This is a genomic window from Nocardioides bizhenqiangii (assembly GCF_034661235.1).
Classification (GTDB): domain Bacteria; phylum Actinomycetota; class Actinomycetes; order Propionibacteriales; family Nocardioidaceae; genus Nocardioides; species Nocardioides bizhenqiangii.
In genome coordinates, this window is sequence record NZ_CP141059.1 from 3,619,851 (window position 1) to 3,634,286 (window position 14,436).

Annotated in this window: 13 protein-coding genes; 6 read left to right on the top strand and 7 right to left on the bottom strand. The window is 70.9% G+C overall.

Annotated features, from left to right (window positions below):
- Position 1: 1 nt before the first annotated feature.
- The 3 genes from SHK19_RS17555 to glmS are packed head-to-tail and all read right to left on the bottom strand — an operon-like array spanning position 2 to position 3,673.
- Entirely contained in the window at positions 2–1,468 is a 1,467-nt protein-coding gene (locus SHK19_RS17555) for a bifunctional ADP-dependent NAD(P)H-hydrate dehydratase/NAD(P)H-hydrate epimerase (protein WP_322937014.1), read from the bottom strand.
- Positions 1,465–1,818 carry a holo-ACP synthase gene (locus SHK19_RS17560; protein ID WP_322456278.1) on the bottom strand — a complete coding sequence of 118 codons (354 nt, stop codon included), beginning with the start codon at positions 1,816–1,818 and terminating at the stop codon, positions 1,465–1,467. Before SHK19_RS17560 ends, SHK19_RS17555 begins: the two co-directional genes overlap by 4 nt.
- Positions 1,819–1,828: 10 nt before the next feature.
- The gene (glmS, locus tag SHK19_RS17565; protein WP_322456277.1) at positions 1,829–3,673 is read right to left on the bottom strand and encodes a glutamine--fructose-6-phosphate transaminase (isomerizing); all 1,845 of its coding nucleotides are present in this window, start codon (positions 3,671–3,673) and stop codon (positions 1,829–1,831) included.
- An 83-nt stretch (positions 3,674–3,756) separates the two neighbouring features.
- On the opposite strand from glmS, the gene coaA reads away from it, so the two are divergent.
- Entirely contained in the window at positions 3,757–4,728 is a 972-nt protein-coding gene (gene coaA / locus SHK19_RS17570) for a type I pantothenate kinase (RefSeq protein WP_322456276.1), read from the top strand.
- Positions 4,729–4,834: 106 nt separating this feature from the next.
- Here the strand turns inward: coaA and glmM are convergent, their stop codons facing one another.
- The 3 genes from glmM to rplM are packed head-to-tail and all read right to left on the bottom strand — an operon-like array spanning position 4,835 to position 7,196.
- Positions 4,835–6,181, bottom strand: a complete 1,347-nt coding sequence (glmM, locus tag SHK19_RS17575) for a phosphoglucosamine mutase (RefSeq protein WP_322937015.1) — start codon at positions 6,179–6,181, stop codon at positions 4,835–4,837.
- Positions 6,182–6,195: 14 nt separating this feature from the next.
- Positions 6,196–6,717 carry a 30S ribosomal protein S9 gene (rpsI, locus tag SHK19_RS17580; RefSeq protein WP_322937016.1) on the bottom strand — a complete coding sequence of 174 codons (522 nt, stop codon included), beginning with the start codon at positions 6,715–6,717 and terminating at the stop codon, positions 6,196–6,198.
- A 35-nt stretch (positions 6,718–6,752) separates the two neighbouring features.
- On the bottom strand, positions 6,753–7,196 hold the full coding sequence (rplM, locus tag SHK19_RS17585) for a 50S ribosomal protein L13 (RefSeq protein WP_322937017.1): 444 nt from the start codon (positions 7,194–7,196) through the stop codon (positions 6,753–6,755).
- Between the two features lie 254 nt (positions 7,197–7,450).
- On the opposite strand from rplM, the gene SHK19_RS17590 reads away from it, so the two are divergent.
- From SHK19_RS17590 to SHK19_RS17610, 5 genes are all read left to right on the top strand, one after another.
- Complete coding sequence (locus tag SHK19_RS17590; RefSeq protein WP_322937018.1) at positions 7,451–8,338, top strand: bile acid:sodium symporter family protein; 888 nt, start codon at positions 7,451–7,453, stop codon at positions 8,336–8,338.
- Between the two features lie 19 nt (positions 8,339–8,357).
- Positions 8,358–9,647, top strand: a complete 1,290-nt coding sequence (locus tag SHK19_RS17595; RefSeq protein ID WP_322937019.1) for a citrate synthase — start codon at positions 8,358–8,360, stop codon at positions 9,645–9,647.
- Between the two features lie 17 nt (positions 9,648–9,664).
- Positions 9,665–10,279: an HAD family hydrolase gene (locus tag SHK19_RS17600; RefSeq protein ID WP_322937020.1), complete on the top strand. Its 615-nt coding sequence runs from the start codon at positions 9,665–9,667 to the stop codon at positions 10,277–10,279.
- A 64-nt stretch (positions 10,280–10,343) separates the two neighbouring features.
- Positions 10,344–11,966 (top strand): long-chain-fatty-acid--CoA ligase, encoded by a 1,623-nt coding sequence (locus SHK19_RS17605; RefSeq protein WP_322937021.1) that lies wholly within the window; start codon positions 10,344–10,346, stop codon positions 11,964–11,966.
- Positions 11,967–12,103: 137 nt separating this feature from the next.
- A complete protein-coding gene (locus SHK19_RS17610; RefSeq protein WP_322937022.1) occupies positions 12,104–13,291 on the top strand; it encodes a S1C family serine protease in 1,188 nt (395 codons plus the stop codon).
- 88 nt (positions 13,292–13,379) lie between these two features.
- Here SHK19_RS17610 and SHK19_RS17615 read toward each other — a convergent pair whose 3' ends face one another.
- A complete protein-coding gene (locus tag SHK19_RS17615) occupies positions 13,380–14,426 on the bottom strand; it encodes a GNAT family N-acetyltransferase (RefSeq protein WP_322456267.1) in 1,047 nt (348 codons plus the stop codon).
- Between the last annotated feature and the right edge of the window lie 10 nt (positions 14,427–14,436).

Below are 14,436 nucleotides of genomic sequence, written 5' to 3' on the forward strand. Positions count from 1 at the left end.
ATCACCGGGTGAGGCTCGCGACGACCACCGGTAGTGCGCGCGCCACGTCACCGGCCACGATCGGGCCGCCCTGGGAGGCGTACGTCGCCGCCGCGCCGTGCAGCCACGAGCCGACCGACGCGGCGTCGTACGGCGTCAGGCCGGTGGCGAGCAGGGCTCCGATCACGCCCCCCAGCACGTCGCCGGCACCGGCCGTGGCGAGCCACGGCGTGCCGGTCGTGGTGACGCGCACCGGCCGGCCGGGCTCGGCGACCAGCGAATGGCGGCCCTTGAGCAGCACCGTGGTGCGGTAGAGCTCGGCGGCCTCCCGGACGTGGTGGAGAGGGCGGGCCTCGACGTCAGCGCGGTCGACGCCGAGCATCCCCGCGAGCTCGCCGGCGTGGGGCGTCAGCACGGCCGGCAACCCGGTTACCAGGTCGGCGAACGCGAGCGCGTCGGCGTCGACGACCAGGGGCAGGTCGTCGGTCAGCGCGGTGCGCAGCGAGTCCTTGGCGCCGTCGTCGGCGCCCGACCCGACAACCCAGGCCTGGACGCGACCGTCGCCGACCACCTCCGGGTGGGCGGCGCGGACCAGCTCCTGCACGGCCGGATCGCCGACGTAGCGGACCATGCCGGCCAGCCCGCAGTCGGCGCCGGCCACGCTGAGCAGCGCGGCGCCGGGGTAGGTCGAGGAGCCGGCGCGGACGCCGACCACGCCGCGGGTGTACTTGTGGGCGTGGGGGTCCGGCGACGGCAGCAGCGCCGCCACGTCGTCCGGTTGCAGCGCCTCGAGGGCCGGAGCAGGCAGGTCGAGACCGATGTCGACCAGGTGGACCACGCCGCTGTGCAGGGCCGCCGGGTCGACCAGGTGCGCGACCTTGTGCGTGCCGAACGTGACCGTCACGTCGGCTGAGACGTGCGGCCCCGCCAGCTCCCCGCTGTCGACATCGACGCCGGACGGGGTGTCGACCGCCACCATCGGGATGCCGGCGACCTGCTCGAGGGCTGCGGCCGCATCGGCGCGAAGCGGCGGACGGCCGCCGATGCCCACGATCCCGTCGACGACCACGTCGAAGCTGCGGGGTCTCGATCCGGTCGCTCGCTGCGCGCGCTCCCGACTCGACCACCGAGCCGATCCGCTCGTCGAGTAGCCCGAGCCGCTAGGCGAGGGCGTATCGAGACGCCGCAAGGTGCCTCCGGCTCGCTTGAGGGCATCTGCCCCGCCCGGATGCACCTTCTCGGCAAGCAACCACGCCTCGACGTACGCCCCGCGCCGCGCGAGCACCGCGCCGGCGTAGAGGGCGTCGCCGCCGTTGTCGCCCGACCCGACCAGCAGCAGCACCCGCCCCCCGTAGCCGCCCCCGAGCAGGTCGAGCACGGCGTGGGCCAGGCCATGGGCCGCCCGCTGCATCAGCGCGCCCTCGGGCAGCTCCGCCAGCAGCGTCTCCTCGGCGGCGCGGACCTGTTCGACCGTGTGGGCGCGGATCATGACTCGAGGACCACCATGGCCGACGCGATCCCCGCGTCGTGGGAGAGCGAGAGGTGGATGCGCTCGACACCCAGGGCCTCGGCGCGCGCTCGCACCGTGCCGCGGATCTGGAAGACCGGACGGCCCGACTCCTCGCGGATCACCTCGGCGTCGTGCCACTCCATCCCGCGGGGGGCGCCGAGCGCCTTGGCCAGCGCCTCCTTGGCGGCGAACCGGGCGGCGAGGGACGCCACCGGCAGGGTCCGCTCGGCCTCGGTGAAGAGGCGGACGGCGAGCGCCGGCGTGCGCTCGATCGACGCGGCGAAGCGGTCGAGCTCGCAGACGTCGATGCCGACCCCGATCACCGCCATGCCGTCGACTTCACTCGACTGTCACGGACTTGGCCAGGTTGCGCGGCTGGTCGACGTCGTGGCCGAGCGCGCTCGCCAGCTCGCAGGCGAACAGCTGGAGCGGCACGATCGCGACGAGGGGCTGGAGCAGCACCGGGACCTCCGGGAGCCGGATCAGGTGGTCGGCGTACGGCACGATCTTCTCGTCGCCCTCCTCCGCCAGGCAGATGGTGCGCGCTCCCCGGGCCCGGACCTCCTGGATGCCGCTCAGCATCTTCCCGTGCAGCTGGTCGCGCCCGCGGGGAGGTACGACGCACAGCACCGGCAGGCCGTCCTCCACCAGGGCGATCGGCCCGTGCTTGAGCTCCCCGGCGGCGAAGCCCTCGGCGTGCAGGTAGGCCAGCTCCTTCAGCTTCAGCGCGCCCTCCAGGGCGACCGGGTAGCCGGCGTGCCGGCCGAGGAAGAGGACCGACCGGGCGTCGACGTGTGCCCGCGCGAGCTCGTAGACGGACTCGGCCTGCTCGAGCACCGTCTCGACGTGCCCGGGCATGGCCTCGAGCTGGCCCATGATCTCGTTGATCTCGTCGCCGTAGCGGGTGCCCTTGACCTGGGCGACGTAGAGCGCCAGCAGGTAGCAGGCGACCAGCTGCGTCAGGAAGCCCTTGGTCGACGCCACCCCGATCTCGGGTCCGGCGTGGGTGTAGATCACGGCGTCGGACTCGCGCGGGATGGAAGAGCCGTTGGTGTTGCAGATGGCCAGCACCTTGGCCCGCTGGCTCTTGGCGTGCCGGATCGCCTGCAGCGTGTCGGCGGTCTCGCCGGACTGGCTGATCGCGACGACCAGGGTGGTGTGGTCGACGATCGGGTCGCGGTAGCGGAACTCCGAGGCGAGCTCCACCTCGACCGGGGTGCGGGTCCAGTGCTCGATGGCGTACTTCGCGACCATGCCGGCGTAGAACGACGTGCCGCACGCGATGATGATGATCTTGTCGAGGTCGCGGATCTCCTCGTCCGCCAGCCGCATCTCGTCGAGCTGGAGCAGGCCCCCGACTCCGCGGCGGCCGATCAAAGAGTCGGCGACCGCGCGCGGCTGCTCGAAGATCTCCTTGCGCATGAACCAGTCGTGGCCGTCCTTCTCGGCCGCCGAAAGGTCCCAATCGACGTGGAAGCGCTCGACCTCCACCGGGGTGCCCCAGAAGTCGGTGACGGTGACGTCGTCGCGGGTGATCGTGACGATCTGGTCCTGTCCGAGCTCGAGCGCCTCCCGGGTGTGCTCGATGAACGCCGCGACGTCGGAGCCGAGGAAGTTCTCCCCCTCGCCGAGCCCGACGACCAACGGGCTGTTGCGGCGGGCAGCCACCACCCGGTCGGGGTCCTCGGCGTCGACGGCGACGAGGGTGAAGGCGCCGTCGAGCTGCTGGCAGACCCGCTGCATCGCCGTTGGCAGGTCGACACCCGACTGCACCTGCAACTCGACGAGGTGGGCTGCGATCTCGGTGTCCGTCTCGGAGAGGAAGACGTGGTCGTCGGCCTCGATCCGTCCCCGCAGCTCCGCGAAGTTCTCGATGATCCCGTTGTGCACCAGCGCGATCCGGCGGGCACCTCCGGTGTGCGGGTGCGCGTTGGCGTCGTTGGGCGGGCCGTGCGTCGCCCACCGGGTGTGCCCGATGCCGGTGTGCGCCGCCGGGAGCGGGCGGTCGGCCAGCTCCTTCTCGAGGTTGGCGAGCTTGCCGGCGCGCTTGGCCACGACCAGCTCGCCGTCGTGCACGATGGCGACCCCGGCGGAGTCGTAGCCGCGGTACTCCAGCCGCCGCAGCCCGTCGACGACGACGTCTTGCGCCCGCTGGGGCCCGACGTAGCCGACGATCCCGCACATGAGGCAGCACTCTACGGCGTCTCGTGGCGCGCTTGTCCGAGGCACGGGCGGTCCCGGAGCCAGGTGCTGATTGAATCCCTGTCATGCACGAGCGCGAGCAGGGCGAGGACCTCCACCGCGAGTCCTCGCCGTACCTCGAGCTCGACCGGGCCACCTGGGCCGCACTCGCCTCGGAGACGAAGAGCCCGCTGACCGAGGACGAGGTCCTGGCGCTCCGCGGACTGGGCGATGCGCTCGACCTCGACGAGATCGTCCAGGTCTACCTGCCGCTGTCACGCCTGCTGAGCCTCCGGGTCGAGGCGGCGGGCAACCTCCACCGAGCACAGCAGGAGTTCCTGCACCGGAAGACGCCGCCGCGGACGCCGTTCGTGATCGGCCTCGCCGGCTCGGTGGCGGCCGGGAAGTCGACCACCGCGCGGGTGCTCCAGCAGATGCTGGCGCGCTGGCCGGCGCACCCCAACGTCGCGCTGGTCACGACCGACGGCTTCCTCTACCCCAACGCCGAGCTCGAGCGCCGCGGCCTGCTGGACCGCAAGGGCTTCCCCGAGTCCTACGACCGGCGCGCTCTCATGAAGTTCGTCGTCGACATCAAGTCCGGCAGGGACGAGGTGCTCGCGCCGCGGTACTCCCACCTCATCTACGACGTCGTGCCGGACGAGAAGGTCGTGGTCAACAGCCCCGACATCCTCATCCTCGAGGGCCTCAACGTCCTCCAGCCCGCACGGGCGCGCGGTGACGGGCGCACCGGGCTCGGCCTGTCCGACTTCTTCGACTTCTCGATCTTCGTCGACGCTGCCGTCGCCCACATCCGGGACTGGTACGTCGACCGCTTCCTCCGCCTCCGCGAGACGGCGTTCCGCGATCCCGACTCCTACTTCGCCAAGTACGCCCAGCTCACCCACGACGTGGCCGTCGACGAGGCGCGCCGGATCTGGGACACGATCAACGGCCCCAACCTGGAGCAGAACGTGCTCCCCACCCGCTCCCGCGCCACCCTGGTGCTGCGCAAGGACGCCGACCACTCGGTCCGCTACGTGCGGCTCAGGAAGATATGAGCACCCGGGCCCGAGCTTGCGAGGTCCCGGGTCCAGGCGCCAGGTCGAGTAACGGCGCGGCTGAGGGACGAAGCCGCGACTCGCGTATCGAGACCCGGTCGCCGTCCTACAAGGCCAAGCGTGCCCGGACGACGTCCGCAAGCCCGTCGGCGACCGACTGCGCCTGCTCGGCGGTCGGAGCCTCGACCATCACCCGCACCAGCGGCTCGGTGCCGGACGGGCGCAGCAGCACCCGGCCGGTGTCGCCCAGACCGGCCTCGGCGACCTCGACGGCGGCGAGCAGCTCGGCGTCGTCGCACCGGTCCTTGTCGACGCCGGGGACGTTGACCAGCACCTGGGGCAGCCGGGTCATCACCCTGGCGAGGTCGCGAAGGCTGCTCCCGGTGACGACCATCCGCTGCATCACGTGCAGGGCGGTCAGCAGGCCGTCGCCGGTGGTCGCGTGCGCCCGCATGATCACGTGGCCCGACTGCTCGCCGCCGAGCGTGTAGCCGCCGGCGCGCATGGCCTCGAGCACGTAGCGGTCGCCGACCGCGGTCTGGCGGACGGTGACCCCGGCGGCGGTGAGCGCCTGCACCAGGCCGAGGTTGCTCATCACCGTCGCCACGAGCGTGTTGTCGACGAGGTCGCCCGTCTCCTGCATCGCGAGGGCGAGGATCGCCATGATCTGGTCGCCGTCGACGACCGCGCCGGTGTGGTCGACGGCCAGGCAGCGGTCGGCATCGCCGTCGACGGCGAAGCCGGCAGCGGCGCCGTGCTCGACGACCGCGCGCCGGAGCGGCTCCAGGTGGGTGGAGCCGCAGCCGTCGTTGATGTTGAGGCCGTCTGGCTCCGCGCCGATCGCGATCACCTCGGCGCCGGCGTCGGCGAACGCCTGCGGGCCGACCTCGCTGGCGGCGCCGTTGGCGCAGTCGAGGACCACCCGGAGTCCCGCGAGCGGCTTGTCGAGGGTGGCGAGGAGGTGCGCGGCGTATTCCGCGACGGTCGGGCCGTACGGCGTCACCCTGCCCACCTCGGCGCCGGTGGGTCGCTCCCACTCCTGGTACAGGTGGTCCTCGATCTCGCGCTCGAGCGCGTCGTCGAGCTTCACCCCGCCGCGGGCAAGGAACTTGATGCCGTTGTCGGGCATCGGGTTGTGCGACGCGGAGATCACCACGCCCACATCGGCCCCGAGGGCGTCGGTGAAGTAGGCGACTCCCGGGGTCGGCAGCACCCGCAGCCGCAGGACGTCGACGCCGGCGGACGCGAGTCCGGCGACGACCGCGTGCTCGAGGAACTGCCCGGAGATCCGGGTGTCGCGCCCGACCACCGCGAGCGGACGCTTGCGGCCGCTGCCGAGCCCGCCGTGCTCGACGAGCACACGGGCCGCGGCGACGCCGAGGCCCAGGGCCAGCTCCCCGGTCAGCTGACCGTTGGCCAGGCCCCGGACCCCGTCCGTGCCGAAGATCCGCACAGGCGGAACCGGGATCAGCGCTTGCTGTACTGCGGAGCCTTACGAGCCTTCTTGAGGCCCGCCTTCTTGCGCTCGGTCGCCCGGGCGTCGCGGGTCAGTAGGCCGGCCTTCTTGAGCGTCGCACGGTTGGCGTCGAGGTCGATCGCGTTGAGCGACCGGGCCACGCCGAGGCGGAGGGCACCGGCCTGGCCGGTGATGCCGCCGCCGTGGATGCGGGCGATCACGTCGAAGCGGCCCTCGAGGCCGAGTGCCGTGAACGGCTCGTTGACGACCTGCTGGTGCAGCTTGTTGGGGAAGTACGACTCGAGGGTGCGGCCGTTGATGGTCCAGACGCCGGTGCCCGGGACGATCCGGACGCGGGCGACCGCCTCCTTGCGGCGGCCGGTGGCCGCGCCGGGCGCGATGGTCGCCGGGCGGTCGGAGGCGACGGCGGCCGACGGGGAGGTCTCGCTGGTGTAGGCGAGGCCCTGCTCGTCGGACTCGAAGGTCTCCTCGACGTCGGTGCTCTCGGTGGTGCTCTCGGTGGTGTCAGCCACGGTGTTCCTCAGATCCTTCGCGTCGGTCGAGTCAGTCACTGGGAGATCTTCTTGATCTCGAAGGGGACGGCCTGCTGGGCCTGGTGCGGGTGGGCGGGGCCGGAGTAGACCTTCAGCTTCTTGACCATCTGACGGCCGAGCTTGTTCTTGGGGACCATGCCCCACACGGCCTTCTCGATGGCCTTGCGGGCGTCCTTGTCGATGACCTCGCCGATCGGCGTCGCGGTCAGACCACCCGGGTAGCCGGAGTGGCGGTAGACCATCTTGTTCTCCCGCTTGTTGCCGCTCAGCGAGACCTTCTCCGCGTTGATGATGATGACGTAGTCACCGGCGTCGAAGTTGGGGGCGAACATCGCCTTGTGCTTGCCGCGCAACAGGTTGGCGGCAGTGGTGGCGAGGCGACCGAGCGGGACATCCGTCGCGTCGATCACGAGCCACTGGCGCTCGACGTCGCCGGGCTTCGGGGCATAGGTGCGCATGGCTGCGTACTTTCTGTCGTTCGTGGTGAACACGGTCGAAGGCTCCGACCGCGACGCCTCCTGACGAACACTGCCCCCACCCTCTGGTGCCAGAGATGTGGGAGTCTGCCCCCGCATGCGAGAGCGGCAGGAGACGCGACCGACAAGATTACGGGGGGTCGGCCCGATCCGCCAATTGCCGAGTGCCGCGGCCCTGGCCTGATGCCCTCGCTGTGACAGTATGACGCGCGTCACACCCTGGGGAGGGCACCGTCATGGACTCCGCGCTGCTGTCGGTCGGCCTGCCGATCGCGCTCGCGATCATCATGTTCGGCCTCGGCCTGTCGCTCACGGTCGACGACTTCCGCCGGATCGGGCGGGACCCGAAGCCGGTGGCGATCGCCCTCGGCGCCCAGGTGCTGCTGCTGCCGGCGGTGTGCTTCGGGCTGGTGGTCGCGTTCGACCTCGACCCGTTGCTGGCGGTGGGGATGATGCTGCTCGCGGCCTCCCCCGGTGGCACGACGGCCAACCTGTTCAGCCACCTGTTCCGCGGCGATGTCGCGCTCAACGTGACCCTCACGGCGGTCAACTCGGTGATCGCGGTCGTCACCCTGCCGATCGTGGTCAACCTGTCCGTCGAGTACTTCGACCCCGAGGGCGCGGGCGACGTCGGCCTCCAGCTCGGCAAGACGCTGCAGGTCTTCGCGATCGTGCTGGTCCCGGTCGCCATCGGCATGGTGGTCCGCCGGTCCGCGCCGGGCTTCGCCGACAGCGCGGACAAGCCGGTCCGGATCGCCTCCGCGGTGGTCCTCGCCCTCGTCATCTGCGGTGCGCTGCTGGCCGAACGCGACAACCTCGCCGACTACCTCACCGACATCGGTCCGGCAGCCGTGGTGTTCTGCGTCTGCAGCCTGACCCTCGGCTACCTGCTGCCGCGCCTCGCCGGCGTCGACGAGCGCCAGTCGCTGTCGTCCGCGTTCGAGGTCGGCATCCACAACAGCACGCTGGCCATCGCGGTCGCGATCAGCGTGCTCGACAGCGAGACGCTCGCCGTACCGCCCGCCGTGTACGGCGTCCTGATGTTCCCGCTCGCGCTGATCGCGGGGTTCGTCATCCGGCGGCTGCACCACCCTGCGGGACAGCGGCTACCGGCCGATTCGTGACTCGACTACGGTTCAGGACGTGACTGACTCTCTCACCGTACGCGACAACCGCACCGGCGCGGAGTACGAGATCCCGATCACCGACGGCACCATCCGCGCGGCTGACCTGGGACAGATCAAGGCGGCTGACGACCAGCCCGGCCTTGCGACGTACGACCCCGGCTTCGTCAACACCGCCTCGTGTCGCAGCTCCGTGACCTACATCGACGGCGAGGCCGGGATCCTCGAGTACCGCGGATACCCGATCGAGCAGCTGGCGGAGAAGTCCAGCTTCCTCGAGGTCGCCTACCTCCTCATCCACGGAGACCTGCCGACCAAGGATCAGTACGACGACTGGGTCCACCACATCACGTACCACACCTTCGTCCACGAGAACGTCAAGGCGTTCATGCAGGGGTTCCGCTACGACGCACACCCGATGGGGATGCTGATGGCGTCGGTCGGGGCCCTGTCGACGTTCTACCCCGAGGCCTCCGACATCGCCGACGCCGACAACCGGCACATCCAGATGGTGCGGATGATCGCCAAGATGCCGACCCTCGGCGCCTGGGCGTTCCGTCACGCGCAGGGGAAGCCCTACGTCTACCCCGACAACGACCTGAGCTACTCGGAGAACTTCCTCTCCATGCTGTTCAAGATGAGCGAGGTCAAGTACGACCCGGACCCGCGCATCGCGAAGGCGCTCGACACCCTCTTCATCCTGCACGCCGACCACGAGCAGAACTGCTCGACCAATGCGGTCCGCTCGGTCGGCTCCTCGCAGGTCGACCCGTACTCCGCGGTCGCCGCCGGCATCGGCGCGCTCTTCGGCCCGCTGCACGGCGGCGCCAACGAGGCGGTGCTCAAGATGCTGCGCCGGATCGGCAAGACGTCCGAGATCCCGGCCTTCATCGACGGCGTCAAGAACGGCAACGAGCGGCTGATGGGCTTCGGCCACCGGGTCTACAAGAACTACGACCCGCGCGCGAAGATCATCAAGAAGGCCTGCGACGACGTCTTCGAGGTCACCGGCGTCAACCCGCTGCTCGAGGTCGCGATGGAGCTGGAGAAGATCGCGCTCGAGGACGAGTACTTCGTCAAGCGCAAGCTCTACCCCAACGTGGACTTCTACTCCGGCCTGATCTACGAGGCGCTGCAGTTCCCGCCGGAGATGTTCACGGTCCTCTTCGCGATCGGCCGCACCCCCGGCTGGCTGGCCCAGTGGCTGGAGCTGGTGCAGGACAAGGAGCAGAAGATCGCCCGGCCCAAGCAGATCTACACCGGCGAGCGCAAGCTCGACTTCGTGCCGGCCGAGGAGCGCTGGGCCTGATCGGCGGCGGTGCTCCGGTGACCTCGGACGCGGTGACCGGGGTCGTCTGGGACTTGGGCAACGTCCTCATCGACTGGGACCCGAGGGCGGCAGTGGCCGCCGGCATGGGCGACGTGGAAGCAGACCGGTTCTTCGACGGCTTCGACTTCGCAGCGTGGAACCAGAGCTGTGACGCGGGCCGCCCGTGGTCGGAGGCGCTCGCCGAGCTCGAGCACACCCGATCCGAGTGGTTCGAGCACGGCCGGGCCTACCACCGGCACTTCGCGGCGTCGCTGACCCGAGAGCTGTCCGACACGGTCGCGCTCGTGCACGAGCTGCACGCGGCAGGCGTGCCCCAGGTCGGGCTGACCAACTGGTCAGCCGAGCTCTGGCCGCACGCGCCCGCCCGCTTCGAGTTCCTCGGGCTGCTCGAGGACGTCGTGGTGTCCGGCGTGGTCGGTCTCGCGAAGCCGGATCCGGCGATCTACCGGCTGGCGGCCGAGCGGTGCGGACTGCCGCCCGGCTCGCTGGTGTTCGTCGACGACAAGGCGGCCAACGTCGCAGCGGCTGAGGGCGTCGGGATGCACGGCCGGGTCTTCGCCGGCGCCGACCGGCTCCGGACGGAGCTGCGGGCGCTCGGTCTCCCGGTCTGAGGCGTCGGCCGCCGCGGCGGCCGCGATCGTTGTGCGGCGGTGTGGTGTGCGCCACAATCCCCCGATGAGCACCGTCGCCGACGCCGATACCCGCAAGTCCTGGCCCCCCGCGGTGCCGCCGGAGCCGACGTACGTCGAGGACCGGCTGAACCACTGGGCGGAGGCCAACCCGGACGGCGAGGCGATGACCTACCTCGGCCGCACCTGGACCTGGGCGCAGCTGCACGATCGGGTGCACCGCGTGGCGTGTGCGCTGCGCGAGCTGGGCGTCGCCCGCGGCGACGTCGTGGGTTTCCTCGACAAGAACCATCCCGCGTGCGTCGAGGTCAGCATGGCAGCCGGCTCGATCGGCGCCGCCAACGCGATCGTCAACTGGCGGATGGCCGGCGACGAGATCGACTACGTCGTCAACGACTCCGGCGCGAAGGTCCTCTTCGTCGGCACCGAGCTGATGCCGACGGTCGAGGCGATCCGCGACCGGCTGCCGAACGTCGAGAAGGTCATCAGGGTGACGCCGGACGGCGCCGAAGGGGACGAGTACGAGGCGCTAGTCGCCTCGGCGACGCCGTGCGAGGACGGTCCGGACGTGGTGGAGGACGACGTCTGCCTGATCCTCTACTCGTCGGGCACGACCGGCCGTCCCAAGGGCGTGATGCTCACGCACCGCAACATGGTCCAGCACACGATCAACGCCCACGACGGCTGGGAATTCCTGCCCGGCGACAAGTCGCTGGTCGCGATGCCGCTGTTCCACGTGGGCGGTTCGTCGTACGTCCTGTTCGGCATCCACGACGGCATCCCGAGCGTGATGACGCGCGAGCCGGACGCCGGGTCGCTGGCCGGCGCGATCCTCGCCGGCGCCAACTGCACGTTCCTGGTGCCGGCGGTGCTGGCGCAGGTGCTCCAAGCGGGACCGGACGCGATCAAGCTGTTCTCGGCCCTGCGCTCCTACACCTACGGCGCCTCGCCGATGCCGCCGCCGCTGCTGCGGGCGGCGATGGAGGCGTGGCCGACGACGGACTTCATGCAGGTCTACGGCCTCACGGAGGTGTCCGGGGTCGCGACCCACCTGCTGCCGGAGGAGCACCGCTCCGCCGCGGCCGAGGGCCACCCCGAGCGGCTGCTCTCCGCCGGCCGCGCGATCCCCGGGTACGAGCTGCGGATCGTCGACCCCGGCACGGGCGCGGACCTTCCGACCGGGGAGGCGGGTGAGATCTGGATGCGGACCCCGCAGCTGATGAAGGGCTATCTCAACAAGCCCGAGGCGACGGCCGAGGTCATCACCGACGACGGCTGGTTCCGGACCGGTGACGTCGGCCACCTGGACGCCGACGGCTTCCTCTACGTCTCCGACCGGCTGAAGGACATGATCATCAGCGGCGGGGAGAACATCTACTCCCCCGAGGTCGAGCGGGTCCTCTCGGAGCACCCGGCCGTGCTGGAGGTCGCGATCGTCGGCGTGCCCGACGATCGGTGGGGTGAGTCGGTCAAGGCGTTCGTCGCCGTGAGGGAAGGCGCCTCCGTCGCACCCGAGGAGCTCATCGACTACGCCCGTGAGCGACTGGCCCACTACAAGTGCCCCAAGAGCGTCGAGATCGTCCCGGCGCTCCCCCGCAACCCGACCGGCAAGGTGCTGAAGCGCGAGCTGAGGGCGCCGTACTGGGAAGGTCGCGAGCGCCAGGTCTGACACTCACGCGTTCGAAAGCGGTCGGTTCGTCACCACTTGGACAGGCGACCGATGCACATCGTGCGAGTTCCTGACCTCTGGGCAAATCTGAATCGCCGTCTCAGTCGGTTCACAGGGAGCGTGCGCACGCTGGCTGCATGACGATCTCCGCACCGCCGTCGTACCCACCACTGTCGCCGCCCCCGAGTGCGCCGCCGCCGCCCCAGAGAGCTCCGCGTCCGCGTCGCGGTGGGTTCGCAGCGGCGGTGCTGGCCGGCGCGTTGGTGGTCGGCGGCGGTGCGGGACTGGGCGGCGCGGCGTTGTGGTCCGCGCTGGATGACGACGGTGCAGCCGGTGACGGCGGCGGTACGACGTCCGCGCCGCTCCAGGTCGCCGACACGGGGGACGGATCTGCTGATCCGGCCGCCGAGGGCAGTGTCGAGGAGGTGGCGAACAAGGTGCTTCCGTCGGTCGTCGCCCTCGACGTGACCGCCGGCGGAACGGGCGGCAGCGGGTCGGGTGTGGTGCTGACCGAGGACGGCCTCATCCTCACCAACGACCACGTCGTGACGCTGGCCGGCGCGGCGGACCCCGAGACCGCCGAGGTGACGGTGTCCTTCGCCGACGGTTCGACCACCACGGGCGAGGTCGTCGGCACCGACCCTTTGACCGACACCGCCCTGGTGCAGGCCCACGACGTCTCCGGGCTGACGCCCGTGACGCTCGGCAAGTCGGCCGACCTCGACGTGGGCGAGCAGGTCGTGGCGATCGGCTCGCCGTACGGCCTCGACTCGACGGTCACCAGCGGCATCGTGAGCGCCCTCGACCGCCCGGTCGAGGTGGCGCGCGACGAGAACGGCAACACCACGGCCTACCCCGCGATCCAGACCGACGCCGCGATCAACCACGGCAACAGCGGTGGCGCGCTCGTCAACATGGACGGCCAGCTGGTCGGCATCAACGCCTCGATCCGCACGCCCGACGGCAGCGACCCCAACTCCGGCTCGATCGGGCTCGGGTTCGCCATCCCGATCGATGAGGTGGTCCCGATCGTCGAGCAGCTGCGCAACGGCGAGACGCCCACGCACGCGCGGCTCGGCATCGAGATCGGCGACGGAGAAGCCGGCGCCGTCGTCCGCTCGATCGAGGACGGATCCGCCGCCGCGAGAGCAGGCATCCGGGAGGGCGACGTGATCACCCGGGTCGACGACCACGCCATCGACAGCGCGGGATCCCTCGTCGCCACCATCCGGTCCTACCGTCCTGACGACCAGGTCACGATCACCTACCTGCGCGGTGGCGACCAGGAGACGACCGAGCTGCAGCTCGGGTCCGACGCCGCCTGACCGGCAGGTCGCGCATCCAGCCGCACGACTGCCCGGCGAAGAGCTGGGGAGTCTGCGGTCCACCCCACGGACCGCGGACTCCCCACTTTCACAACTTCTTCTGGAGCTGTCCGCCGCGGGCGGTGGCGCGGAAGCCCATCCGCTCGTTGACGTCGATCATGTGGGTGTTCACCTCGGCGTTCCAGGTGACGATGCGACGCCGGTCCTCGGGGTGGGCGGACTGGAACGCGCGCAGGTTGGCCACCTTGACCGCCACGCCGAGCCGGTGGCCCCGGTGGGCGCGGTCGACGAGCGTCCCCCACTGGTAGATCCACCGCGGGTCCGTCCCGGGCACCACGAGGTCGCTGTAGGCGACGACGCGCCCCTCGCCGTCGAGCGCCACGGTGTGCCAGGGGACGCGCTGCTGCTCGGCGAGCACCCGTTCGGTGCTGCGGTGCGCCTCGATGTCGACGGCCGCGTTGTCCCGCTCGAGGTCACCGACCGGCGCCTCCGTCGCGAGGGTCGAGGACAGCTCGAGGTAGCTCTGGAGGATGTCGTCGGGGATCGGCCCCGACCAGGTCCGCAGCTCGTAGTCGGCATGGTGGGGAGCCGCCTCCGCGGCGAGCGCGGCGAGCACGTCCTCGTCGGCCGGCAGCGGCAGCTCCCGCTGTACGTCGCCGAGGCCGAACGAGTAGCCGTGCACGCGGCCGAACTCGACCCCCGCCGCCCCCGCGCCGTCCGGGGCGCCGTCGTAGGGCCAGTCGGTGATGGCATCCAACCGGGTGCGGCCGCGCTCGACGCAGACCTGCTCGAGATGGGCGAGCACCGCGGAGCCGATGCCACGACGGCGGTGCTCGGGGACGACCGCCACGTAGAGGTCCGCGGAGTTGAGGTTGTCGATCATCGGCAGCGTGATCCAGCCGGTCGCGACCAGGGCGCCGTCCACCGTGCCGTGGTAGATGAGCTCGTGGCGGTTCTTGGGCGGGTCCTGGAGGGTGGCGATCATCTCGGGTGCGGTCCACATCGCCCCCGAGTCGCCGATCTCGTGGCGGACCACCTCGGTGGTGAGCCGCACCCACCTGACCACGGCGTCCTCGTCGAACGGGTCGACCGGGGTGATCTCGAGGGCGGTGCGGGTGGTGTCCGTCGTCGTCATGGAGGGGGCG

What these genes read in the sequence shown, in the direction of transcription:
- SHK19_RS17560 (WP_322456278.1), bottom strand. Translation starts at nt 1,818, where the DNA reads ATGGCGGTGATCGGGGTCGGCATCGACGTCTGCGAGCTCGACCGCTTC.
- SHK19_RS17615 (WP_322456267.1), bottom strand. Translation starts at nt 14,426, where the DNA reads ATGACGACGACGGACACCACCCGCACCGCCCTCGAGATCACCCCGGTC.
- SHK19_RS17610 (WP_322937022.1), top strand. Translation starts at nt 12,104, where the DNA reads ATGACGATCTCCGCACCGCCGTCGTACCCACCACTGTCGCCGCCCCCG.
- SHK19_RS17590 (WP_322937018.1), top strand. Translation starts at nt 7,451, where the DNA reads ATGGACTCCGCGCTGCTGTCGGTCGGCCTGCCGATCGCGCTCGCGATC.
- glmS (WP_322456277.1), bottom strand. Translation starts at nt 3,673, where the DNA reads ATGTGCGGGATCGTCGGCTACGTCGGGCCCCAGCGGGCGCAAGACGTC.
- coaA (WP_322456276.1), top strand. Translation starts at nt 3,757, where the DNA reads ATGCACGAGCGCGAGCAGGGCGAGGACCTCCACCGCGAGTCCTCGCCG.
- rplM (WP_322937017.1), bottom strand. Translation starts at nt 7,196, where the DNA reads ATGCGCACCTATGCCCCGAAGCCCGGCGACGTCGAGCGCCAGTGGCTC.
- SHK19_RS17555 (WP_322937014.1), bottom strand. Translation starts at nt 1,468, where the DNA reads ATGATCCGCGCCCACACGGTCGAACAGGTCCGCGCCGCCGAGGAGACG.
- SHK19_RS17605 (WP_322937021.1), top strand. Translation starts at nt 10,344, where the DNA reads ATGAGCACCGTCGCCGACGCCGATACCCGCAAGTCCTGGCCCCCCGCG.